This is a genomic window from Thermococcus sp. (genome assembly GCF_027023865.1).
In the GTDB taxonomy this organism is placed as follows: Archaea; Methanobacteriota_B; Thermococci; order Thermococcales; family Thermococcaceae; genus Thermococcus.
This window is the reverse complement of the sequence record NZ_JALVUC010000020.1, coordinates 63,192-86,869: the sequence shown is the minus strand read 5'-3', so window position 1 is coordinate 86,869 and position 23,678 is coordinate 63,192. Positions and strand designations below refer to the sequence as shown.

General features: G+C 51.9%; 22 protein-coding genes and 1 pseudogene. 15 read left to right on the top strand and 8 right to left on the bottom strand.

Going from position 1 to position 23,678, the window contains the following annotated elements; genetic code table 11:
* Positions 1–491 (top strand): annotated as a pseudogene (locus MV421_RS08595) (SAM-dependent tRNA/rRNA cytosine-C5 methylase); the annotation flags it as partial.
* Here the strand turns inward: MV421_RS08595 and MV421_RS08590 are convergent.
* Together MV421_RS08590 and MV421_RS08585 are read right to left on the bottom strand one after the other, a co-directional pair.
* Positions 488–670, bottom strand: a complete 183-nt coding sequence (locus tag MV421_RS08590) for a hypothetical protein (RefSeq protein WP_297518206.1) — start codon at positions 668–670, stop codon at positions 488–490. The pseudogene MV421_RS08595 and the gene MV421_RS08590 overlap by 4 nt on opposite strands.
* A 9-nt stretch (positions 671–679) precedes the next feature.
* Positions 680–1,297: a TIGR00296 family protein gene (locus tag MV421_RS08585; protein ID WP_297420945.1), complete on the bottom strand. Its 618-nt coding sequence runs from the start codon at positions 1,295–1,297 to the stop codon at positions 680–682.
* Between the two features lie 93 nt (positions 1,298–1,390).
* On the opposite strand from MV421_RS08585, the gene MV421_RS08580 reads away from it, so the two are divergent.
* Genes MV421_RS08580 through MV421_RS08565 form a run of 4 tightly spaced genes read left to right on the top strand, consistent with a single transcriptional unit; the run spans position 1,391 to position 4,745 of the window.
* Positions 1,391–1,693: an MTH1187 family thiamine-binding protein gene (locus MV421_RS08580; RefSeq protein ID WP_297420997.1), complete on the top strand. Its 303-nt coding sequence runs from the start codon at positions 1,391–1,393 to the stop codon at positions 1,691–1,693.
* A complete protein-coding gene (locus MV421_RS08575; protein ID WP_297420946.1) occupies positions 1,686–2,819 on the top strand; it encodes a DUF373 family protein in 1,134 nt (377 codons plus the stop codon). Before MV421_RS08580 ends, MV421_RS08575 begins: the two co-directional genes overlap by 8 nt.
* Positions 2,797–3,858 carry a hypothetical protein gene (locus tag MV421_RS08570; protein ID WP_297420948.1) on the top strand — a complete coding sequence of 354 codons (1,062 nt, stop codon included), beginning with the start codon at positions 2,797–2,799 and terminating at the stop codon, positions 3,856–3,858. Before MV421_RS08575 ends, MV421_RS08570 begins: the two co-directional genes overlap by 23 nt.
* Positions 3,859–3,899: 41 nt before the next feature.
* Positions 3,900–4,745, top strand: coding sequence for a deoxyribonuclease IV (locus MV421_RS08565; RefSeq protein WP_297421000.1), 846 nt, complete (start codon positions 3,900–3,902; stop codon positions 4,743–4,745).
* Here MV421_RS08565 and MV421_RS08560 read toward each other — a convergent pair.
* Positions 4,742–6,352 (bottom strand): radical SAM protein, encoded by a 1,611-nt coding sequence (locus MV421_RS08560; protein ID WP_297421002.1) that lies wholly within the window; start codon positions 6,350–6,352, stop codon positions 4,742–4,744. The two genes, MV421_RS08565 and MV421_RS08560, sit on opposite strands and share 4 nt — an antisense overlap.
* A gap of 131 nt (positions 6,353–6,483) precedes the next feature.
* Complete coding sequence (locus MV421_RS08555; RefSeq protein ID WP_297420949.1) at positions 6,484–7,527, bottom strand: P1 family peptidase; 1,044 nt, start codon at positions 7,525–7,527, stop codon at positions 6,484–6,486.
* Between the two features lie 83 nt (positions 7,528–7,610).
* On the opposite strand from MV421_RS08555, the gene MV421_RS08550 reads away from it, so the two are divergent.
* The 3 genes from MV421_RS08550 (at position 7,611) to MV421_RS08540 (ending at position 11,703) form a co-directional block, all read left to right on the top strand.
* A complete protein-coding gene (locus MV421_RS08550; RefSeq protein ID WP_297420950.1) occupies positions 7,611–9,233 on the top strand; it encodes an iron ABC transporter permease in 1,623 nt (540 codons plus the stop codon).
* Positions 9,227–10,234, top strand: coding sequence for an ABC transporter ATP-binding protein (locus MV421_RS08545; RefSeq protein ID WP_297420952.1), 1,008 nt, complete (start codon positions 9,227–9,229; stop codon positions 10,232–10,234). Before MV421_RS08550 ends, MV421_RS08545 begins: the two co-directional genes overlap by 7 nt.
* A 134-nt stretch (positions 10,235–10,368) precedes the next feature.
* Positions 10,369–11,703 carry an NCS2 family permease gene (locus MV421_RS08540; protein ID WP_297420955.1) on the top strand — a complete coding sequence of 445 codons (1,335 nt, stop codon included), beginning with the start codon at positions 10,369–10,371 and terminating at the stop codon, positions 11,701–11,703.
* Here the strand turns inward: MV421_RS08540 and MV421_RS08535 are convergent.
* Positions 11,700–12,128 carry a metal-dependent transcriptional regulator gene (locus MV421_RS08535; protein WP_297518213.1) on the bottom strand — a complete coding sequence of 143 codons (429 nt, stop codon included), beginning with the start codon at positions 12,126–12,128 and terminating at the stop codon, positions 11,700–11,702. The genes MV421_RS08540 and MV421_RS08535 overlap by 4 nt on opposite strands.
* A gap of 135 nt (positions 12,129–12,263) precedes the next feature.
* On the opposite strand from MV421_RS08535, the gene MV421_RS08530 reads away from it, so the two are divergent.
* Together MV421_RS08530 and MV421_RS08525 are read left to right on the top strand one after the other, a co-directional pair.
* Positions 12,264–12,437, top strand: coding sequence for a zinc finger domain-containing protein (locus tag MV421_RS08530; RefSeq protein WP_297421006.1), 174 nt, complete (start codon positions 12,264–12,266; stop codon positions 12,435–12,437).
* Positions 12,438–12,449: 12 nt separating this feature from the next.
* On the top strand, positions 12,450–12,725 hold the full coding sequence (locus MV421_RS08525; RefSeq protein WP_297420957.1) for an elongation factor 1-beta: 276 nt from the start codon (positions 12,450–12,452) through the stop codon (positions 12,723–12,725).
* A gap of 214 nt (positions 12,726–12,939) precedes the next feature.
* On the opposite strand, the gene MV421_RS08520 is transcribed toward MV421_RS08525, so the two are convergent.
* Complete coding sequence (locus MV421_RS08520) at positions 12,940–13,965, bottom strand: lipopolysaccharide assembly protein LapB (protein WP_297421009.1); 1,026 nt, start codon at positions 13,963–13,965, stop codon at positions 12,940–12,942.
* 318 nt (positions 13,966–14,283) lie between these two features.
* Between MV421_RS08520 and MV421_RS08515 the strand changes: the two genes are divergently transcribed.
* From MV421_RS08515 to MV421_RS08495, 5 genes are all read left to right on the top strand, one after another.
* A complete protein-coding gene (locus MV421_RS08515; RefSeq protein WP_297420959.1) occupies positions 14,284–16,128 on the top strand; it encodes an anaerobic ribonucleoside triphosphate reductase in 1,845 nt (614 codons plus the stop codon).
* Between the two features lie 25 nt (positions 16,129–16,153).
* A complete protein-coding gene (locus MV421_RS08510; RefSeq protein WP_297420961.1) occupies positions 16,154–16,882 on the top strand; it encodes an anaerobic ribonucleoside-triphosphate reductase activating protein in 729 nt (242 codons plus the stop codon).
* Between the two features lie 219 nt (positions 16,883–17,101).
* Positions 17,102–17,947, top strand: coding sequence for a M55 family metallopeptidase (locus tag MV421_RS08505; RefSeq protein WP_297420963.1), 846 nt, complete (start codon positions 17,102–17,104; stop codon positions 17,945–17,947).
* A 147-nt stretch (positions 17,948–18,094) separates the two neighbouring features.
* Positions 18,095–19,735 (top strand): thermosome subunit beta, encoded by a 1,641-nt coding sequence (thsB, locus tag MV421_RS08500; protein ID WP_297503438.1) that lies wholly within the window; start codon positions 18,095–18,097, stop codon positions 19,733–19,735.
* A 198-nt stretch (positions 19,736–19,933) separates the two neighbouring features.
* A complete protein-coding gene (locus MV421_RS08495) occupies positions 19,934–21,001 on the top strand; it encodes a DUF1464 family protein (RefSeq protein WP_297421011.1) in 1,068 nt (355 codons plus the stop codon).
* Positions 21,002–21,008: 7 nt separating this feature from the next.
* Here the strand turns inward: MV421_RS08495 and MV421_RS08490 are convergent, their stop codons facing one another.
* Positions 21,009–21,596, bottom strand: coding sequence for a hypothetical protein (locus tag MV421_RS08490; protein ID WP_297420966.1), 588 nt, complete (start codon positions 21,594–21,596; stop codon positions 21,009–21,011).
* A gap of 2 nt (positions 21,597–21,598) precedes the next feature.
* Positions 21,599–23,581, bottom strand: a complete 1,983-nt coding sequence (locus tag MV421_RS08485) for an IGHMBP2 family helicase (protein WP_297420967.1) — start codon at positions 23,579–23,581, stop codon at positions 21,599–21,601.
* Between the last annotated feature and the right edge of the window lie 97 nt (positions 23,582–23,678).

The following is a 23,678-nucleotide window of genomic DNA, read 5'->3' as shown; positions in this document are numbered from 1 at the left end:
TTGTAGCGGTGGATTATTCCTACGACCGGTTGATGAGAATGAGAGAAAAGATAAAGATTTTAGGAATTAAAAATGTCAGACTCGTCCACGCTGACGGCCAGAGCTTCAGGGACAATACAGGTTTTGATAAAATAATCCTCGATGCGCCGTGCTCAAGCTCAGGGACATACCGGCAGTTCCCAGAGGCCAAGTGGCGCTTTGACGGGGAGAAGGCTAAACGCATAACCAGCGTGCAAAGAAACATGCTCCGCAACGCCTACGAGAACCTTCGCGACGGCGGCGAGATGACATACTCAACCTGCTCGGTTAGAGTAGATGAAGACGAGGAGAACGTCCTCTTCGCGGTAAACCACGTTGGACTAGAGCTTATCCCCTACGATTTCAGCTGGGGCGATAGAGGATTCCTTGAGGTCGGCGAGAGGGTTTTCAGGGCGTGGACCCACAAACACGACTGCAACAGCTTCTTCATTGCGAAGATGGGAAATGGTTAGGCATGGAAAACGGCGTAGAGGGCAATCAGCCCGTATATAACCGTGTAAGACATGATGCGGACGCCAAAGCCCCGACCATCTATCCACGCTTCCTTGTACTTTTCGATCGCCTTCCCAGTAAGCCAGTAATAGAGTGCCCCCGCCGCCAGGATAACGGCTAAGGATTTGAGGACGCCCATGTTATCACCTCAAACCAGAGGCTTCCTTCTCACCGGCCCCCAGGGCTTTTCTTCCTCAAATATCTCGGCAGTGAAACGGTAGACCTTCGTGTCAGGGTCGAGCCAGCAGTCCGGCGGAAGGCCTGCCTTCCAGCAGGTTTGCGCTAAAAACTCCTCCTCGTCCCAGTGCCACTCGATGGGAACCTGCGGAAGGAGCAAGCCAGAATAGATGCCCTTCTCAATGAGCAGGCCGTCGCGACCGACCTTGATCTTCTTCGGCCTCTCCTCCGGTGGCCCTTCCACTGGCTCGGGCGGCGTCAAAACGCTGACCTCCACAACGATATCATCAAGCTCGCTCTCCCTCACCGGTGGGAAGCGAGGATCATCCACGGCCGCGTATATCGCCGCATTTATCGTCGCCTCAACTAGCGGGTAAATCGGAAGGGGAAAGCCTATGCAACCGCGCAGAGCCATTTGGGGCGGCGCGTGACGGTTGTTGAGGGTGACGAAGACCCCCATCTTCTCCCAGAGCTCTGAAGGGGTGTCGTCAGGGGGCTTTATTGTCTTACCTTTCCTCACGTACTTCTCAACGGCCCTTCTCGCAAGCCTGACGAGGAACTCACCCCACTCATCTTTTACCATGTACACATGAACCACCCATAGAGAGATACCTCCGAAAGTTATTTACTTTTCCCGCAACGCTTAAAAGATTGCCGAGCTAGGTTAAGTCGGGTGTCGAAAATGGTCATCGCCGAGTTCATCATTGTGCCCCTCGGTGAGAAGAGCTTGAGCAGGTACGTTGCAGAGGTAGTAAAGCTTTTAGAGAGTAAGGGTGTTAAGTATCAACTGACCCCGATGTCAACGATAATAGAGACCCCGACCGTGAAGGACGCGTTCGCTCTGATAGGGGAAGTGCACGAGCTGATGTTCAAACTCGGCGCGGAGAGGGTCTCGACTACAGTCAGGATCGACGACAGACGCGATAAGGAGCGAAAGATGGAGGATAAGGTGAAATCCGTCATGGAGAAAGTGAGGGGTGGTTGATATCAAGGCCCTAGTTTTAGCCATAGACCGCGACGACGATTTTGGAAAGAAGGCTAACGTTCCCGGCCCGGTGGTGGGGAGAGAGGCATGCATAGATGCGGCTTTAAAGCTGAGCCTCGCCGACCCGGAGGACAGCGATGCGAACGTTGTCTACGCTGCGGTTAAGCTCCACGACGAACTCAGGGGAAGCGGTGAGTTTGATAAAGTAGAGGTTGCCCTCATAACCGGACACCCAAAGGTCGGAGTAAAGAGCGACATGGAGCTGGCGAGACAGCTGGAGGAGGTTCTCGAGGGGTTTCCGGCAGACGGGGTCATAACGGTCACAGATGGTGCCGAGGACGAGCAGATATTTCCCATAATAGCCTCAAAGGTGCCGATAATAAGCTCCCACCGCATCGTGGTCAAGCAAAATGAGGGCATAGAGACGACTTACTACATCCTCTACCGTTATATGAGGGAGATTCTAAGTGATCCTGAGGTAGCGAAGGTATTACTCGGAATCCCAGGGATGATACTGCTCTTCTACGGAATAGCAAAACTTATAGGAGTCTGGTATCCGGAGAGCATCAAGATCATCTCCGCCACAATAACCGGTGCGATACTCTTCATTATCGGCGGCTACTTCTTCACGAAGGGCTTCCACCTCAAAGTCAGGGAGACGATGGCAAGGCAGTTCGTCTTTGTGATATCTATCATAGCCGGTTCCCTGATAATCGCGGGAGGGGCTATAAACTCCTACTTCCGCCTCGAACAGTATTCATTGGAGTTAATAGGCAGCTACCCGGGAACACCACTCCTAGCGACACTAATTTACCTAAACGCCCTCAATGCATCCTTAATAGTAGGGATCGCCGTTATGATAAGCGGCAAGATTATACAGTCATACTTGAGGAAGGATTATCACATCTGGTATCAGGTTTCAGCACTCATCATGATGCCCGCGATGTGGGTGACGATAGATCTGACCACGAGGTACGCGATGGCCATGCTGACGCTCTCCAACGTACAAGTCTTCACAGAGATGGTGATGGCCCTCCTAGACGTGGGTGTTGCGGTTTTAGTCGGAGCTTATATGAGGGGAAAAGTAAGGGGATGGGAGAAAGTTGAGGCTGGAACAAGCGCTTAAAGAGTACGAGAAGAGAAAGAGAAAAGCCACTAAAGAGCGGGAAGGGGTCGAGAGGAAACACAACAAAAGGATGGAGAAGCTGATTAAAGAACTCATAAGGAGGATAGATACTCTTGAGCGCAGGGATATTCCAAAGGATGTGGACGGCAACATAAGAAAGATAGTAACAGCAGAGCGGAGGAACTACGTAACTGCCCTCAGAAATGCTTTGAACGGCATCAACGATATGGAGAGCCTTGGAAAGCGCCTTCCTGACCTCGCAAAACTCCACGTGGGGCACGGGAAGTACCTCCTGATAATCTTCGAGAAGGACGTCTACGCAATAAACCGCCTTCTGAAGGAGCTGAACGAGGAGTATATGGACTACTACAATGAGCTTGCCGAGAAAGGACTTGAAGAGGTGAACGTGGAGGAAATCATGGGAGAAATAGAGAAAACGCGTGAGGATATCAAACGAACAGAGGAAGAACTTAGGAAGCTGAAAAGGCGTCTTAGTGAGGCCGAGATTGCCCTTGAGGAGTTCTACCACGAGTCAGGGCTGGAAGAGATCGAGAGGGAAGCAAAAGCCCTCCGCTTAAAAGTCAAGGGTACCGAGATGGAAGTGCGCTCGAAGGCATCAAAACTCCAGAAGCCGGTTAAGAGGATGCGCCTTGGTGAAGAAATAGCGGAGGAACTCGTCCATGACAGCTCAATCGCTCTCAGGGAACCAGAGAAATTTCTACGTTTTGTTAGGAAGATTGAACCAAAACTGGATCCAAAGCAGAGAAAGGCCGCTAGATGGCTCCTTGAGAATCTTCCGAGAAAGGTGGAAGAGTTAAACTATGAGAAGAAGAAACTGGAAGAAATCGAGAACCACAGGGAGGACATACTAGCGGGGAGCGCCTCCATAGAAGATGAGATACGTAGGATAAAATCCCTGATGGACGAAAAAGGAAAGGAACTAAAGAAGCTGAAGAACCGGTTGGAACACCTCGAAAGAGAGCTTGAGGATGAGATAAAGAAACTGGAGAAGGCAGTCGGGACGAACATCGAGCGGTAGGCTTATAAATTAGGTCCACCTAATTCTTTTGGGTGGTGATAATGCTCAAAGTTGACAGACTGCGCTTTGGAACGGCTGGAATTCCGCTCTCGACCTCCAAGCGCTCGACCATAGACGGCATAACCCATGTAAGAAACCTAGGACTGGACGCGATGGAGCTTGAGTTCGTCCGCGGGGTCAACATGAAGACAGAACTAGCGAAGAAGATAAAGTACGTTGCAAAGAGGAACGATGTTCTTCTCACCGCCCATGCCCCCTACTACATCAACCTCAACGCTACCGAGAGATCAAAGATAGAGGCTAGCAAAAATAGGATAGTCCAGAGCGCTGAGCGGCTTTACGAGGCAGGGGGATGGAGTGTGGTTTTTCACGCCGGTTACTACCTAAAGCAGCCAAAGGAGAGCGTCTACCAGAGAATTCTGAACGAGCTGAGGGACGTTGAGAAGAGGCTGATGGATAAGGGAGTTGAGGTCTGGATACGGCCAGAGCTTACTGGAAAGCCAACCCAGTTCGGCGACCTAAAGGAGATAGTCAAGCTGAGTGAGGAGCTTGAGATGGTCCTACCGACGATAGACTTCGCGCACGCGCACGCGAGGAACATTGGAAAGTGCAACTCAAGGGAGGAGTGGCGTGAGATGCTCTCTTTCATGGAGGACAGACTCGGCAGGGAGGCCCTGGACAACATGCACATCCACATGAGCGGCATCGAATACACGAACAAGGGTGAGAAGAGGCACCTGCCGCTCCGGGAGAGCGACATGAACTGGGAGGATCTCCTCAGAGTCCTCAAGGAGTTCAGGGTTAAGGGCGTTGTGATAAGCGAGAGCCCGAACATTGAGGAAGACGCGCTGCTGATGAAGAGAAAATATAAAGAGGTAAAGGTCTAATAGGCTTCCGCAAGGGTGGGCTGGTTGTACCATTTGTGTTCCTCCACCTCGATCTGAAGGTCTTCCAGTGGTTCTAATTTCTTGAGTTCGTAGCCCCTGCTCTTGCCCCACTTCTCAATCTGCTTCAGAATAACGTTTACACCAAACCTTGCCAGGGGGTAGAATGGGATGAGGAAGAGGTTCCTGCCCATTACGGAGGGCAACACCCCCGCCACCTCCTTCGCGGTGTGCCTCCATGCGTAGTAGAGGTGGAGGAACTGACCGTAAGTGATCATCTCGTCAACATGGTAGAACTCCTGATTCTTGAGAAGCCCCATCGGGACGAAGGAGAGGGGAGTAACAGTGAAGTGGGCCCTGTTGCCGACCTTCTCCTTGAGCTGTTTTTCCATCGTGATTATCAGCCTAGCGGTCATTATCTCATAGTCATCGGTATCCCCGGGCAGGCCTAGGATGGTCGTGTAAGCGGGGAACCAGTAGTTTTTGTTGAAGACGTAGGTCCCGTTGAGCAGAACCCAGGGCCACTCCTCTGGGGAGAACGGCTTCATCTTGTTGTTCATATACTTTCCAATCAGCTCGGAGGAGGCCGTCTCAAAGCCGACCTGGATGCCAACCCAATGCCTTGGACCAGCTTCAACAAGGTTGGATATCGCTTCTATCATCCCCGGGGCGGCTAAAGCACCTGCAACGGTTCCGTGGGTTGGGTTCACGTTTCTTGTGTACTTCCTTGCCATTGTAAAGAGCTCCAGAACCGCATCCGTGTTTGGATAGAAGTTTTTCCTGTCCTCAACCTTGTAAAGGAATATGTCCTCACTGTGTAACCAAGCGTGATCTATTCCTGCCCTTATGTTCACCTTTATTTCCCTCTCTATCTTCTCCAATGGCATGTACCTGGCAACCCTAAGGTTGGGTTCGCAGAAGCGGCACCCCCTTCCACATCCGCGCATAACCTCAACCAAGCCATCGTAGGACGGTGCCACTATCGCGGGTATCTGCTCGACCCTCGGCCAGTTCCGGACAACTATCGTTTCATCCGCGGTCCCGCTCTCAATGTCCCTGAATAGCTTCCCCGCGACGTGATCCACCTCCCCAATTATCACGTGATCAACCTTCAGCCTCTCCCTAACCTCCGGCCTAAAGTCGAGCTGCCAGGCCCCGGGACCGCCTACAACGAGCTTGAAGTTCAGGCCCCTCGATTCCCTAAGGTGGTTTATCCTCCCCACTAATTCCTCAAACTTCACCCTGGTGTAGTTCTTCCACTTTCCCCCATCAGTGAACATCATGCTCACCGGCCCGAGGCCAAGGGGATCCATTTCGTAAAGTGCCACCACCGTTGTGTCCTTCCCTATGAACCCCTCAACTTTCCTTGGGTGTGCAACGACAACCTCGCCCCTCTCAAATCCGCCCCTAAGAAGGGCCGCCTCAACTTTCCTGAGTCCATACGGTGCCTGGGGCAAAACTCCGTTCTCATCGGGTATCTGCGTATCGAGAAGGTTGTATATCCAGGTGGGAAATCTGCCGTAAGGGGCACAGCCGAGAAAGTCGAGTAGGGGAACACCGTGGTAAGTACTTGTGAGGGTTTCATCAGTGCTCAAAACGACCCTAACCATCTGCACCACCCCCGTACTATGCAAAGGTAATGTTCATATTTAAGGATTCTGATTTTCAAAGTTTAAATCTCTTACAAGCTTTAGGCAATGTGGTAATAACGTAAAACCAGAGTATAGATTAAAGTTTTAAACTAAAACCTAAGACTCCGAGAAGTCTCCTTCAGCAACGGGGAAACTCTATCCACTGGCAGGGCATATCTCACGTGCCCGTTTCCTTCCACCGTCTCAGCCTGCAGGAGGGCGTTGATTATCGCTTCTTCCGTGGCCTCAGCTGTAGCTTTGAAGAGCCTGTTCAACGAATTATCGGGCAGGAAACTCACTATCTCCTGTTCCTTCCCGGTCAGAATCCGCTGGGCCGTTGAAAAAGCTAAAACCACATCTCCACTCCCGTGGTAGGCGTAGCCACCGGTTCTCGCGAGGCCTATCACTGCCCTCTTTGCGAGCCTTTTCAGCCCCCTTGCAGTTAGAGGGGCATCCGTTGCCAGGACCATTGAGATACTGCCCCTTTTTGAGGAACCCTTACCCGGGTAGTCCCTCAGATAAAGCCCCACTGGAATTCCGGCGATGGTCAAATCCTCCCGCTTACCGAAGTTCGCCAAGACGAATAGCGCTACAATGTACTCCTCGCCCCCAACATCAACTACCCTTGATGACGAGCCTATCCCGCCCTTGAACTCGAAGGCGCTCATCCCGGTTCCGGCCCCAACGGAACCCTCTTTAAAGTCTAAGGATGCGTTTTTCAAGGCCCCGAAGTAGTGCTCCTCCTGAACGGCCATTTTCCTGATGTCGTTCAAGTAGGAGTCGTTGCACTCCATAACGACTGGAGAGACGCTCCTTAAGTCCGGGTTGAGTTCAATCATGTGTTTGACCATAGCGTTCGCAACGGTGTAGACGCTCAGCGTATTCGTCAGGGCTATCGGCGTCTCGATGTAGCCGAGTTCTTCAACCTGGATGAAGCCTATTGGCTTGGAGAAACCGTTCATGACAAAGGCCGAGGCAAAGAGTCTCTCTTTAAAGGGGTTTCTCACCGGTGGTAGGATAACGGTGACACCCGTCCTCACGCTATCGCCCTCGATGAGCGTGCTGTGGCCAACTCTGATGCCCAGGTCCGCTATGGAGTTTCTCTCCCCATGCTCTAAGGAGCCGATTCTTATCCCCAGCTCTGGAGCCTTCATACCATCACCGTGGAAGGTTTGAGTTTGGACTTAACAACTTTGCTCAATCAAGACTTATAAACCCTCAAAACCGAGTTTTGCCCATGAGGTCGAAGGTTGGTCTGCTGCTCCTGATTCCCCTTACGTTCCTCATAATCTTCTTCTACGTCCCCCTAATCAGCATAATCAAGACCGGTCTGTGGAACGGAGGGTTCACACTGAAGTATCTCTCCTCCGTCCTCCAAAACGACTATCACCGTCGTGTAATCCTCTTCACGGTGGAGCAAGCCATAGCATCGACGCTCCTCACGCTGGCATTCGGCCTTCCGGGGGCATACATCTTCGCCAGATACGACTTTCCCGGGAAGGGTATCATAAAATCACTCCTGACGGTTCCGTTCGTGATGCCAAGCGTCATGGTCGCCCTCGGCTACATCTTGCTCTTCGGGAAGGACGGCATAATAACCGGCTTACTTGGCCATGATCTTGGAATTCTCTACTCTTGGAAGGGTATACTCCTGGCTCACGCCTTCTACAACTTCCCCATCGTAATCAGGATGGTCTCGTCCCTCTGGCAGCGCATCAATCCCCACTATGAAGAGGCCGCAATGGCATTAGGAGCGAAGGGCTGGAGGCTCTTCTGGCGTGTAACCCTCCCGATGCTCTCGCCGGCCATATTCGCCTCGGCAATGCTGACCTTCGTCTTCTGTTTCCTCAGCTTCTCCATCCCGCTCATAATCGGTGGCTATCAGTACGCGACCATAGAAGTGGACATATTCACCTCGGTAATGACGCTCCTCGATTTCAGAACAGGGGCGGCTCTTGCTATAATTCAGATAACACTCAGCGTTGCCTTCATGTACCTTTACCTCCGCTCCCTTGATGCCTACGCCAAGAGGGAGGAGCAGAGGGTCTTCAGAAAACCCCTTCCCTTCACGCGGTGGGACTGGTTGAGCCTCAAGGGTCTTGCCATAGCATTTTACTCCTTCCTAGTCTTCATCTTTATAGTTTCTCCTCTTCTGGCGGTCCTCTACGATTCTCTCCGCTTCAACGGTCACTGGAGCCTCGAATGGTACAGTAGGATATTCTCGGCCAAGTACAACCCGATGTTCGGTGTGACCACCCTTGGGGCGATAAGGAACTCCCTAGCCTTCGGCTTCACTACAATCTTTCTATCACTTATCGTTACGCTCCCCATAGCCTATGCACTCCACCGCTGGAGGTTCACGGGTAAAAGGCTCTTTGACGTTTTGGCAATGCTTCCCCTGGCCAGCTCACCGATAACCCTTGGTCTCGGCTACATCAAGGTCTTTCACACCACCCCCCTTTACTACACGTTCTGGATCGTTGCGGTGGCACACACAGTGATAGCCTATCCCTTTATGCTCAGGGCGGTTTCAACGAGCCTCAAGAAGATAAGGCCGAACCTCTTCGAGGCCGCTTTAAGTCTTGGTGCGAGGGAGTGGAAGGCCTTCATAAAGGTGGAGCTTCCGCTGGCCCTAGGGGGCCTTATCGTTGGTTCAGTGTTCGCCTTCGCCATAAGCATAGCCGAACTTGGAGCCACTTACATGCTGGCCAAACCGGAGTACACGACAATGACGGTTGCGATATACAAATTCCTTGGCGCGAGGCAGTTTGGGGGCGCTTCAGCCCTCTCAGTTCTCCTGATGGTGGTTTCAACGCTGGGTTTCTTGGCGATAGAGAGAATAGGTGAGGAGGTATGGTGAGGGTCGAGCTGAGAGGCATTCTGAAGAAGTGGGAGGGTTTCAAGCTGGGGATAAGCGACCTGGTAGTTGAGGACGGAGAGTTCCTCACACTCCTCGGCCCGAGCGGGTGTGGGAAGACAACGACGCTGAGGATGATAGCAGGCTTTGAAACACCCAATGGGGGGGAGATAATCTTCGATGGAAAACCCGTGAACGATTTACCCCCCTACGAGAGGAACATAGGGATAGTGTTCCAGGATTACGCTCTCTTCCCCCATATGACGGTCTTCAAGAACGTTGCCTTCGGCCTCGAGATGAAGAGGCTTCCAAAGCTGGAGATAGATCGAAAGGTCAAGTGGGCGTTGGAGATAGTGGGCCTGGCTGGTCTGGAGAAGCGCTATCCAGAGCAACTCAGCGGCGGCCAGCAGCAGAGGGTCGCCCTCGCGAGGGCTTTGGTTGTGGAACCGGAGGTTCTCCTCTTAGATGAGCCGCTCAGCAACCTCGACGCCAAGATAAGGGAAAGGCTACGGGGCGAGATAAAGAGGATTCAGCGCGAACTTGGGATAACGACTATTTACGTCACCCACGACCAGGAGGAAGCGATGGCGGTAAGCGACAGGATAGCAGTCATGAACGTCGGGAAGGTGGAGCAGGTCGGAAAACCCCTGGAGCTTTACTACAAGCCAAGGACAGAGTTCGTGGCGCGCTTCTTAGGAATTAGCAACATACTGGAGCTAAGAGCTGTAGGAGGAAGGGCCTGCCTGGGCGGGCTATGCTTCAAGACACCACGGGACGGGAGGATAAGGATATTCTTCAGGCCGGAGAGCGTTTACATTAAGTCGGGGAAAACGGCGGAGGTAGTTGACTACGAACTCCTTCCGGGGAGGATAAGGTTGAAGCTCGAAATCGATGGAAAAAGCCTGATTGCAGAAAGATTCCTAAACGAGCTGCCCTTCAGCGTTGAAGAGATTCCAGAGCACGTTGACATCAAGGTGAGAAACTTCTCAGTTCTTGGGAAATAATCCGAGAAAACATTTCTCGCCATGGGACTCGAGTTACAAAGGGCGAGTCACATTGTTTTGACATTTTGATGCTAAAAAAACATTTAAAAAACAGATATATTAGCAGAAATCAGTCAATTCACGGAGGTGCTCTCATGAACTGGTTCGAGAGGTACTTCGAGTTTGATAAGCACGGAACCGATATGAAAACAGAAATACTGGCTGGTTTCACGACTTTTATGGCCATGGCCTATATCCTTTTTGTCAACCCAGCCATTCTCAGCCAGGCTATGGGTAAGGGGGCCTTTGACTCTCTGGTTACAGCCACGGCCCTCGCTGCAGGGATATCAACACTCATCATGGCATTCTATGCCAATAAGCCCTTCGCCCTCGCTCCAGGTATGGGTCTGAACGGTTACTTCACGTACAGCGTCGTTCTTGGGATGGGCTACAGCTGGAGCGTTGCCCTCGCGGCGGTTTTCGTTGAGGGGTTGATCTTCATAGTCCTTACCGTTACGAGGGTTAGGAGTGCCGTGATCCAGGCCATCCCGCTGAGTCAGAAGTATGCTATTGGAGCGGGGATAGGTTTGTTCCTAACGTTCATAGGGCTCAACAACGTCGGACTCATAACCGCCTCAACCAGTAAGGGCGTTCTCCTCTTCACAGGACTCAATGCCCACGCCCTTATCAGCAAAGGAGGTCTGCTCTTCCTTTTTGGGCTATTCCTGGCGGCGGTTCTCATAGCCCGCCGTGTAAAGGGAGCGCTTCTAATATCCATTCTGACCACGGCAATCCTTGCCTGGGTAACCGGTACCACGCCGTGGCCGCACCAGATTCTCTCGACCCCGACGATAAATTACACCTTCCTAAAGCTCAATCTAAGGGGTCTCCTCAACGTTGGTGTAGTGGGAGTTGTCTTTGCATTCCTTATGGTGGACTTCTTTGACACCCTCGGAACAGCCACGGGGCTGAGCGCCAAGGCCGGCTATCTAACCAAGGACGGAAAAGTGATCGATGCCGAGAAGGTTCTTATGACCGACGCGGTAGGAACCACCTTTGGTGCCCTCCTTGGAACCTCCACGGTAGCGGTTTACGTAGAGAGCTCCACCGGAATCGAGGAGGGCGGAAGAACTGGAATGACAGCACTTGTTACGGGACTATTACTCCTTGGAATAGGTCTGTTCATAGCACCCCTCGCTGCGGCTATACCGTTTTTTGCAACCGCACCTGCCCTCGTCATGGTTGGCTACTACATGATTAGCATGATAAAGAACATAGACTTCTCAGACCCATCTGAGGCCATCCCCGCCTTCCTTGTTGTGATGGCGATACCCTTCACGTACTCGATATCGGCCGGGATAGGCCTCGGGTTCATAAGCTACACGGTGATAAAAGCGTTCAAGGGAGAATGGAGGGACGTGCATCTAACCATGTGGATACTGGCGGCCACCTTTGCTCTCTATTTCGCCTACTTAGGAGGGGCGTTTTAATCGGCTTTTTCTACCCTTTCCTTTATGAACTGTTTAAGAACATAGGGGCACTGCTCTTGGATGAAAGCCGCGAACTCTTTTATCCTCTCCACTGTAACTTCGTGGACGTAATGTTCGAACTGGCACGCGTCCTGCTCGGCCACCTCAGGCGGAATTCCGAGGATGTCCACGAAGAACTGGGTAAGGAGCACGTGCTTGGAGTATATGCCCTCCGCTATTCTCCTTCCCTCTTCCGTCAGTAGGATCCTATCGTACTTCTCGTACTCAACCAATCCCTTCTCGGCGAGCTTCTTTAGGGCATCGACGACACTTGGGGGTTTAACGTGCATTACCTTTGCTATGTCTTTAACCCTTATTACGCCCTTGTTCTTGTGGAGCAGGTACATCGTCTCTAGATATTCTTCTTCCCGTTTACTTGCCGTCAATCGCCTCACCATGTTAGGTTTCCCAAAAATGTTTAAGTAGTTTTCGCACGAAGCCCGGGGAAAAGCTTATAAGCCAACCCCGGCAAAGGCCTCCAGTGATTAAAACCACCTTTCTCGGAGGTGTTTGCATTGGAGATGAAGTTCGAGATACCGGTATGCACGTCATGCGGAAAGGAGATAACCCCGAGGGAGCACGCCACTCACTTCGTGTGCCCCAACTGCGGTGAGGAGATAATCTGGCGCTGTGAAAGCTGCAGGGTTCTTGGCGTCTCATACAAGTGCCCCAAGTGCGGCTGGGAAGGACCGTGAGGAGGTGAAAGGATGAGTGAATTCAACATGATTGCCGAGATCAAAGTCATGCCAACCGACCCAGAGGTTAACCTCGATGAACTTGAGGGGAAGCTCAAGGAGGCCCTCCCAGGGAAGTTCGGATTAGCAAAGGTCGAGCGCGAGCCAATCGCCTTCGGCCTCGTCGCCCTCAAGCTCTATGTTCTGGCCAAGGATGAAGAGGGCTACGACCTCGATCAGGTCGTAGAGGCCTTTGAAAAGGTCGAGAATGTTGAGAGCGTAAGTGTAGGAACCGTTTCAAGGATCTGAGGGCTTTCGCCCTCCCTTAATGCTATTCTGCCCTCAAAAATATGGGAAAGACCAGTCTCGAATACCGACGAAGTCGATGAGGACGCGTGGTTTGAATACAACAGCAAGGGAAACATCGTCGGCATTAAAATCTAAAACGCAGGTGAAAGGATGATACAGAAGAGCCTCTTGGAAATAGAAAAATATGTAAAAACTGCTAACGAAGGTGCAAAGCCTAAAGCCCCAAGCTCAAACTCAGCTTCGGCCTCTTCCACTCATCCAAGATTGTCCTGAGATCCTCGTTCTCGACCTTTGAGTAAAGCTCGTCGAAGCGCTTCTTAGCTTCCTCGTCGCCCCCCTTCCAGCGCGCCAATTCCCCTATCGCCCTGAAGAAGTAGGCGGTGTCATCCTCAAAAAGCTCCGCAAAGGTCTCCATGTCTTTGGTCACAACATCATAGGAGCCTTCGTTGAAGAGGCCCTCTATGAAATCAACGAGCGTGTCAAAAACAAGCTCGAATATATCGTCGTTGACATCGATGGCCTTCATGAGGGCATCACGGAGTGCCTTGAACGCTTTATCGTAGTCCTCCCTGCCAGCCCAGATTTCCGCCTCGATGAGCCTCGCGTTTATTTCCACCTCATCGTCCCTTGGGTTCTTGAGAACCTCACGTATTAGGACTTCGGCGGCGTCGTAATCCTCAAGCTCGTACTTGAAGTGCGCCAGATCAAGGAGACTTATCATGTAGTTCTTCTCGTCGTTGAGCTTCTCGAATATTTCTCTCGCGCGCTCCATCAGCTCTATCGCCTTCTCCGTTTCTCCAAGGTCATCATAGTTCACCGCGAGGTTCGCGAGGGTCAGGCCGATTTCCTTCTCGTTCTTCAGCACCTCTTCCTCGTGCTTTAGAAGCTTCTCGTAGGCCTCAATCGCCTTTTCAGGTTTTCCAAAGTTCTCATAGGCATCGGCCAGGTAGTAGAGCGCCGTCGCATACTCCTCGGGGTCGTCCATGCTCTTCTCGACGAGGCGTTTGTATGGGCCTATACCTCCCTCAACGTCTTCAAGATCGGCATAGACGTGGGCTATCTCGTGCGCCAGGCCATAGGGATCCTCACACTCCAGCACAACTTCTTTGAGCCTGTCGAGTTCCTTCTTAAGCCCCTCCTCGTCCTCAATGGAATCGATGTAATCGTCAAACAGTTCAAGCAACTTCTCACAGTCCTTCTCGGTTAGAGCCTTCTCCCACTGCTCCTTCACGTCGGTCATTCTAATCACCGGCCTTCGGTCAGTGTGACGGGTTAAAAAGGTATGGCCTACTCGGGCCTTAAAAACAGGAGCGGGTTCAAAGACCTATCAGAGTTTTCAGTTTAGTTCTGACGTTTTGACAGTCCATTGTCGTGCTTTATATAAACTTTCTCTTTTCATCGTCATTTTGATTGTCGAACTCTCCACAATCTTGAGAAATGTTTGGTGTCTTTGGGTTAATTTTCCAATAAATTGGACATTCTGCCCAGATATTCAAAGTGAAGGCTTATATTCCCTGTCCCGATTCCAAGACCTGGATAAATTATCCAGGTGGTTAAGATGGAGACAGCAGAGAAAGATATCATCCAGGAGTACGCGAACTGGAGCAGTCTTGACGTACTCGAAAACGCGAACCGCTACCCCGGCCCGACGGGTTTCTTTGCCTATGTAATGGAGGAAGCACTGAGGAAATACCTCTCGCTGATTCCAGAGAGGGGTAAGAACTCCCACTTATCTGCCGATATATACATCCACAAACTCCCTTACAGCCTTTACATCCCCTACTGCACGGGCCACAGTACCGCACGCCTGCTCGAAAAGGGCCTCCAAACACCGACGATAATATCAAGGCCAGCCAGACACTTCGACACCTACGTTGACCACATAGCAAACTACCTTATAACCATGCAGCACTACTTCAGCGGCGCCCAGGCGCTAAGCTCCGTTGAGTGGTACGCCGGGCCGTTCATCAGAAAAGAAGGTCTGGACAGGCGTAAAATCAGGCAGCAAATCCAAAGGCTCGTTTACAACCTCAACTACCCAAGCAGAGTCGGAATGCAGACGCCTTTTACCAACTTCACCGTAACCCTCGACGCCCCGAAGAAGATGCTTGAAGGGGATTATGCAATTTACGATGGCAAAAAGCTCGAACCTCTCGGTGAGTATGAGAGGGAAGCCAAGGAGTTCTTCATAGCCCTAACCGAAGTCCTCCGCGAGGGAGATGCAAAAGAACAACCATTCACTTTTCCGATTCCAACCCTCATGACCACAGCAGACATGCTCTGGGACGACCCCGAGGTATTTGAGACAGTCTTCACAACGGCAGCAAAGCGCGGAAGCTTCTACTGGCTCAACACAAACGTTGTAGACCCGGACGCAAGCTTCGCCATGTGCTGCAGAATCGCCATCGACAAAAACGAAATGGCCTTCGCATTCGATGTCTCCAAGAATAACGTTGAGGAAGAAGCCATAGAAAAACTTGAACGCCAGCGTTTCGGCGGTCTCTGGGCAATGCCCGACGTTACTGGCTCTGTGAACGTGACCACAGTGAATCTGCCGAGGCTCGCGCTCAAAGCGAAGGGAGACGACGATAAGTTCTGGGAAGAATACGGAAGGGTTCTCAACATGGTTAAAGCAACGACCGACTGGTTCCGCGAGCGCTATGTGGGGCTGATAACGAACTACCACCAGATGTATCAGATGATCCACTTATACATCAAGGAGTTCCCATCAAGCCACTTTAACACCATCGGGATCCTTGGTCTTCCCGAAGCGGCTGCCATATACCTCAACGAACCGAACCTCTGGGAGGAGGGCGCGAGGGAGAAGTGGCTTAAAGCCGCGAGACTCATGAAAAAGATGGTAGAATTTGCAACAGCAAAGGCCAGAGAATGGATGCGTGAAACCGGAACACCATGGAACGTTGAGGAAGTGCCAGGTGAAAGCGCAGCTGCAAAACTCGCCATCAAAGACATCAAAGACTTTCCAGAACTGGAGAAATATCTCGAAGACCCAGAGAACCCAATTTATTCCACCAGCATAGCCCCATACTACGGTTCTCTGGAACTGGGTGACAGGATAACGGTTGAAGAAAAGGTTCAGAGAAGCTTCACCGGTGGGGTCATGATGCACATATTCCTTGGAGAAGAACCGGATCCAGAAGCCCTAGCAAAACTCACGAAGAGACTCATGAAAACTGACCTCGTCTACTGGAGTTACACTCCAGCAATAACCGTCTGCAACGACTGCGGCTACTCAACGACAGGATTATACACCCACTGCCCACGCTGCGGAAGCGAGAACGTCGAGATATGGAGCAGAATAATCGGCTACTACCGCCCACTCAAAAATTGGAACCCCTTTAGGAAGAAGGAGTTCTGGACGAGGAGACACTACTCCTCCTGATTTCCCTTTTCAGGGGGGTGATCCAATGCTCACGAGCGGCTGGAAGACAGTTAGCATGATTGACATCCATGGAAAGGTCACCTTCACCCTCTGGCTCTGCGGGTGCAACCTGAAATGCCCCTTCTGTCACAACTGGCACATCGCAGAGGGGAAAGACTGTTTCCCCCTCGACAGAAATGCCCTGCTTGAAGAGCTTGAATCGAATGCTTTCCTAATTGACTATCTCCACGTCACCGGCGGGGAACCGCTAGTACAGTGGCAGGAGCTAAGTTCACTATTGGCAGAAGTTAAGCTCCTCGACGTTCCAGTGAGCTTGAACACTAACTTAACTCTCATCGACCCACTGAAAAAACTTCTAAACGCAGGCCTCGTTGAACACATTGCTACCGACCTCAAGGCTCCTCCGGTTGAACTCTACGGCCTTCCAGAGACAACATCACAAGGGCTGTGGAAACTGTTCCTCGACGGCCTGAAAACAGTCTCAGACTACACCATTCCTCTTGAGCTCAGAATCCCAGTAGCAAGAGGATTTAACCAGTGGCCGTGGATCGAAGAAGGGCTGAAAATGCTCAAAACGGACTTCTACATTATCCTTAATCCCCTTGTAGGGAAACCCCTGACGAATCCTCGCGATGAAACATGGTGCTCAGAACACTGCTGGCCAAGAAGAGAAGAGATGGGGAGACTGAAGAAAAAGCTAGAGGAGCTTGGTGTTGAAGTGTACGTTAACAACTTCTCAGGTGATGGTCTCTGAACTACATCATTGGGACTTTTTAATGATACACTACAACTAAAACCCATTAAGTATCACCGCATAAAAAAGGTGGTTGCTCTGGACAAACCGTTTCAGAATACCTTGTATATTCCCATTCTGATTAAAAATCTGATATATTAGCATTATCCATGTAAATTAGCAGAAATTCACCTAAAGAGATTTATAGCTGATTGTAATTATCTGCAAAGGGTGATATTAATGAAGGCATTCGTCTCTGTAGACTTGGAGGGTCTCCCATTTATCGTCAGCGGGGAGCATCTTTTTGTTAAAGGTGCCCTATACCAAGAGGCAAGGAAGATTGCTACAGATATAACATTTTCAGTAGCTGAATTTTTGCACAACAAAGGCTTTGAGGAGGTTATAATAGCCGACAGCCACGGCCCGATGGTCAACATACTTCCAGACAAACTTCCAGAGTATGCAAGCCTCGTTAGAGGATTCCCAAGACCTCTAAGCATGATAAGCGAGGCAGAAAAGTGCAACATTGCCGTATTCATTGGTTATCATGCAAAAGCAGGAACAGGAAGGGCAACTTTTGACCACACCTACAGCAGTTCCTCTGTGGATGAGCTCAGGATAAACGGCATCCCCGTGAGTGAGTTCCTCCTAAATGCGTACGCCCTTGGGTACTATGGAATTCCCATGGGGTTGGTAGCTGGAGATGCGAAACTGCTAGAGGAAGATGTTAAGAAGTTCACTCCTTGGGCAGAAAGAGTCGTGTTCAAGCGATCCCTCTCACGCTTCTCCGCCATAAGTCCGAGCATGAAAAAGATAAGAGAAAACTTGGAGTCTGCAGTTTCCAGAACTGTCAGAAAATTTAAAGATGGAGAATTAAAACCATTGACAATTGAGGGCCCCGTGGAATTTACCCTCAGATTCTTGGGTAGTGAAATGGCCGACGTTGCAGAACTACTGCCCTTTGTGGAGCGCTTGGATGGAAAAACCGTCCAGTATACAGCCAAAAATATAATTGAAGGTTATAAGATTTTTGAGCTTCTTTTGCTTGCCGCTCCAAGTCTCTATCCATACTCCACCCTAAGGTGATGAACAATAAAGCCTCATATGCTGCGCATATGCCGGGATTGAAAGACCGAAAAATTTATAAATAAACCAAAGGAATGATAAAGCGGAAGCAATTATAACTAAAACCATTCCACCCCTAAAAAAGAAAACGAAAGGGGGTGATAGGAGATGGCTCAGCTTACAGGCCAGCCTGTTGTTATTCTGCCTGAGGGGACTCAGAGGTACGTTGGAAAGGACGCCCAGAGGCTGAACATTCTCGCAGCCAGGATAATAGCCGAGACCGTGAGGACCACCCTCGGACCAAAGGGAATGGACAAAATGCTCGTCGACAGCCTTGGAGACATAGTCATCACAAACGACGGCGCCACCATCCTCGACGAGATGGACATCCAGCACCCTGCTGCTAAGATGATGGTTGAGGTTGCTAAGACTCAGGATAAGGAGGCTGGTGATGGTACTACTACTGCGGTTGTTATCGCTGGCGAGCTTTTGAGGAAGGCTGAGGAGTTACTCGACCAGAACATTCACCCGAGCATCATCGTCAAGGGTTACACCATGGCCGCCGAAAAAACCCAAGAAATACTCGACCAGATGGCCAAGAAGGTTAACGTTGACGACGTTGAGGTCCTCAAGAAGGCCGCTGTCACCGCCATCACTGGAAAGGCCGCAGAGGAGGAGCGCGAGTACCTTGCTGGAATAGCCGTTGAGGCGGTTAGGCAGGTGGCCGAGAAGATCGGCGATGGCTATAAAGTGGACCTCGACAACATCAAGTTCGAGAAGAAGGAGGGCGGTGCCGTCAGCGACACCCAGCTCATCCGCGGTGTTGTCATCGACAAGGAGGTCGTCCACCCTGGCATGCCAAAGAGGGTCGAGGGCGCCAAGATTGCCCTCATCAACGAGGCTCTGGAAGTCAAAGAGACTGAGACCGACGCCGAGATCAGGATCACCAGCCCGGACCAGCTCCAGGCCTTCCTCGAGCAGGAGGAGAAGATGCTCCGCGAGATGGTCGACAAGATCAAGGAGGTTGGAGCGAACGTCGTCTTCGTCCAGAAGGGCATCGACGACCTCGCACAGCACTACCTCGCTAAGAAGGGCATCCTCGCCGTCAGGCGCGTCAAGAAGAGCGACATGGAGAAGCTCGCCAAGGCCACTGGAGCAAAGATCGTCACCAACATCCGCGACCTCACCAGTGATGACCTCGGTGAGGCCAAGCTTGTCGAGCAGAGGAAGGTCGCCGGCGAGAACATGATCTTCGTTGAGGGCTGCAGGAACCCGAAGGCAGTCACCATACTCATCCGTGGCGGCACCGAGCACGTCGTCGACGAGGTCGAGCGCGCCCTTGAGGACGCCGTCAAGGTCGTCAAGGACATTGTCGAGGACGGGAGGATCGTGGCAGCTGGCGGTGCTCCTGAGATTGAGCTTAGCATTAAGCTTGATGAGTACGCCAAGGAGGTTGGCGGCAAGGAGGCCCTCGCGATAGAGAACTTCGCCGAGGCCCTGAAGGTCATCCCGAGGACCCTGGCAGAGAATGCCGGCCTCGACCCGATCGAGACCCTTGTCAAAGTCATAGCGGCGCACAAGGAGAGAGGATCAACGATCGGCGTTGACGTCTTCGAGGGCGAGCCGGCAGACATGATGGAGCGCGGTGTCATCGCTCCGGTAAGGGTTACGAAGCAGGCCATCAAGAGCGCGAGTGAGGCGGCAATAATGATCCTCCGCATCGACGACGTCATAGCGGCGAGCAAGCTCGACAAGGACAAGGGCAACGAGAGCGGAGGAAACGAGAACTTCGGAAGCGACCTCGACTGAAGGTCTTTGAATTCTTTTCTCCAATTCTATTTACAACCTCAGTACCCCATGGCTTTGATTGGCCATTTGAGGCGTTCCAACTGGTGTTTCTGTGTTCCCATTCTACCCAACTGGCCTCCTCCCAGCTAAGGGCGAGGCTTTCAAGAGAAAAAAGTAACTTTTATATTCCACCCAGTCCCCTATTCTCCGGTGGGCAGGATGAGGGTCATAGGAGTGGACCCAGGAACGAAGAGCTTCGATGTAATGGGCCTTAAAGACGGAAGGATAAAGCTCGACCTGACCTTTCCGAGTGAGGTCGTGGCAGAGGAGCCGGAGAGAATAGTTAAGGTGATAGAGGACTTCAACGCCGAACTTATAATCGGCCCGTCCGGCTACGGCGTCCCGCTGAAGCACATAAGCGAGCTGACTGAGCGGGACAAGTTCGAAATGACCCTCGTCAGGGAGGACGAGCTAAAGGAGATACCCGTTCTCATCGGCCTCCAGAAGATGGTATCCAAGATGGCGGAGAAAGGGATGAACGTTTGGTTCATACCTGGCGTTATCCACCTCCCCACCGTCCCCAAGTGGAGGAAGTACAACAGGATCGACATGGGCACCGCGGACAAGATGGCCATAACAGTCCTCGGAATCTACGACCAGGCCAAAAGGCTCGGAATTGACTACAGCGGTGTCTCCTTCGTCCTCCTGGAGGTGGGCTTCGGCTACAACTATGCAGGGGCAGTTGAGAGTGGCAAGATAATAGATGGAATAGGAGGAACAACCTTCCCTGGTCCTGCTTACGTGAATAGTGGTGCCCTCGACGGCGAGGTTGCCTACCTCCTCGGAAGCGTCAAGAAGTGGCACCTCTTCTGGGGCGGTGCGACGGTTATAGCGGCCAACGAGATTCTCCCGCCGGAGGAGTTCGCGGGGAGGCTCGACGAAGAACCCTTCACCAGAGCCTGGGATGCCATGAAGGAAGGCTTCTTAAAGGCCGTTGCGAGCGAACTCGCCGTCGTTAGGGGTGCAAGGGAGATAATCCTCTCAGGAAGGCTCATGCGCATAGACAAGCTGAGAAAGGACGTTGAGGATCTCTTCGAGGAGCGCTTTGGCCTTCCAGTAGTTAGACAGAGGGGCCTCGAGGGCATGGCAAAGGAGGCAGCCCAGGGGAGCGCGATAATAGCAGATGGCCTTGCCGGCGGGGAGTTCGGAGACCTGGTCGAGCACGTTGAGATAAAGAGGAGCTACGGGAGCGTTTTGGACTACGTGAAGTTCCCGCTGGAGGTTTGACTTTATTTCAGAGCTTTTCTATTTCCTCTTCCAGTCTCTTCAGCTTGCCCTTGAAGCGCCTCACCTGGGCGTTTGCAAGGTTTACGATTCTTCCGATATACTCCTCGCTCACCCAGAGCTCCCCATCCTCGCCAAGCGGGACGTCCATCCTCTCGGTGGAGCGTATCTCGACGAGGAGCTTCCTGTGGCTGACGCTCTTTATGTTGCTGTACTTGAACCCGAGGCCTATCGCGAAGTTGAGCAGTTTTACTGCATCATCCATAGTCCTCGCGGCCACGTGGAGGATAGGGCTTCTCACAAGGAACCAGAGCTGTCCGGATCTATGCTTCCCGATGGCCTCAAAAACCTCCTCAACGGTGACCTCACGGTGCCACTTTCCGAGCCAGACGGAGTTAACCTTGTCGCCGAAGTAGGGCATCTCCATAACCGAAATCCTGCCGGAACAGGAGGAAGTTGTGAAGTAGTCGTCAAGGGCGTTAAGCCTCTCAAGCAGGGGTATTATGTCGTGATCCACTTTATCCTCTGCCAAGGCCTGCTTGAGGCCTTCCATTGCCCTTTCCTTCTGCCCTTCAAAGTTCTCGGTGTAGAGGAACATTTTCACTCCGCCTCATCTTCCATCTCTAAGAAAGTCTCCTTCTCCTGCACGAACTCTACAAGCCGTTTATAAGTCGGGTGGGCGCTCAGCGTTGAGGAGTCACCAATTAGGATAAGCTTCCTCTTCGCCCTCGTTAGGGAAACGTTCAGGCGTCTCAAATCCTTCAGGAAACCCAGCTCACCTTTTTCGTTCGAGCGGACAAAGGATAGAACAATCACCTCTTTCTCCCTGCCCTGGTAGCCGTCAACCGTCTTCACCTCAACCTCCTCTGGCAGGAGCGAGCTTATCAGGTCGCGCTGGTCATCGTATGGGGTAATAACACCAACCCATTCCGGCTTAACACCTATCTCCAAGAGCTTCCCAACGGCTTCACTAACCAGCCTCGCCTCAAGGGGATTTTCACGGCTCTTGCTCCCGCGTCTCTGCCTCTCGAAGCGATCGGCTCTCTTTGAGATGCTTACGAAAACCAGCACGTTCTCTGGATTTAGAATACTCTCCCAGTGGGTTCCAGAGCGTGGGGCGTTAACACCCAAATCCACAAGGGTAATGCTCCTCACACCCTCATCCGCCTCAACTTCCCCCCCGTAGAACTCCCTGCTCGGAAACTCCATGAGGCGCCCGTTCATTCTGTATTGAACGGTGAGCATGACACTCTTGCCTGGATAACGCCCGATAAGCCCCTCGAAGAGTGTCTTACTCAATTCTTTTGCTTTCTCACTAAGTATCGTCGGAGGGAGCTGTTTGTGGTCGCCGGCTAGGATAAACCGTTTAGCGCGGTTGATGGATATGAGAACACTAGGTATCGTCGCCTGCGTCGCCTCGTCTATTACAGCAACATCGTAGGAGGTGTAATCAACAACCTCAAGCCCGGCTGATGAATTCGTGGTCAGCACGACGTCGGCACTGGTTACTATCTCACGTGCTATCCTCTCTTCAAGCTTCTTAGCATCGTCGAAGGCCTTCTGAACGAGTCTGTTGAGCTTTATCCAGTTACCCATCTCGCGGATGAGCTTCGCAGGGACACCCCTCGTCCCCCTCCTTCTCCTCGAGAGAGCCAGTATTTCAAAGTCCGTTAAACCCCGCCTGTACTTTGGTGCCGGTTTAATGAATGTGTCCCTCTTCTCCTTGAGGTTCTGGCCGATGACACGAAGCTCCCTCAGCTCACCGTAGAGTTCGTGCTGCGTTATGAGGTACGCTAGAGTCGTCTCGTGGAGCTTTTTTGATACCCTGCTTGGATGCCCAATTCTCACAACCTTTAGGCCGGAGTTTGAAAGCCTCTCCACGAGGTTGTCAACGGCAACGTTGCTTTCGGCAGTAGCCAGAACCTTATGGCCCCTCTCGACTTCCTGCATTATCAGCTCTGCCAGGGTTCTCGTCTTGCCGGTTCCAAAGGGACCGTGAATCAGAAAGAAGTCCTGACTGCCCAGGGCCCTAGATATAGCCCCTCTCTGGCTCGCGTTGAGACCTGTATCAAAGGGTTTGAAATTGAGGGGCTGGCCTTCCTCAGGCTCGCGGAGACCGAGGTAGAACTCCAGGGCCTTCCTCCCACTCTCGCGCAGGTTGCTCAGGTTCTCGAGCCACCGCTTGAAGGTTATGTCGTTGGCGTAGAGATCAACCCTAACTCCCTTGAGCGCCCACTCGGGGACGGTCTCAAGGGCAACAGTGATGAAGCGCTTCCCCTTCTCAACGACCGTTCCAACCAGATCGCTCTTCAAAGGATCGTGCCTGCTTATTACGACCAGGTCGCCAACGCTTATCTCGGTCTTTATTTCCCCCTCGCGCCCGTATCTGACCAGGAAGTAGCCAAGCTCCTCGCCAACGATTTTGCCGTTGAGACTGAGAATGGCCCTCCCCACCTTTTCCCTCTCCCTTCCAGAAAGGCGCCGCATCTCCTGGCGCATGGCCTCTATCTCCGCCTTACGCTCGAGTTCAACGAGTTCTTTTAAATGATTGATGAACTTTGTAAGGACTTCATTCTCACCCATTTCTCCTCCCGGTGAGCGGAGAGAAAAGAAGCTTAAAAGGTTGAGGGTGGTCAGACCATGCGAGTTTCCTCATCGTTCGGTCGAAACTTCCCTCATC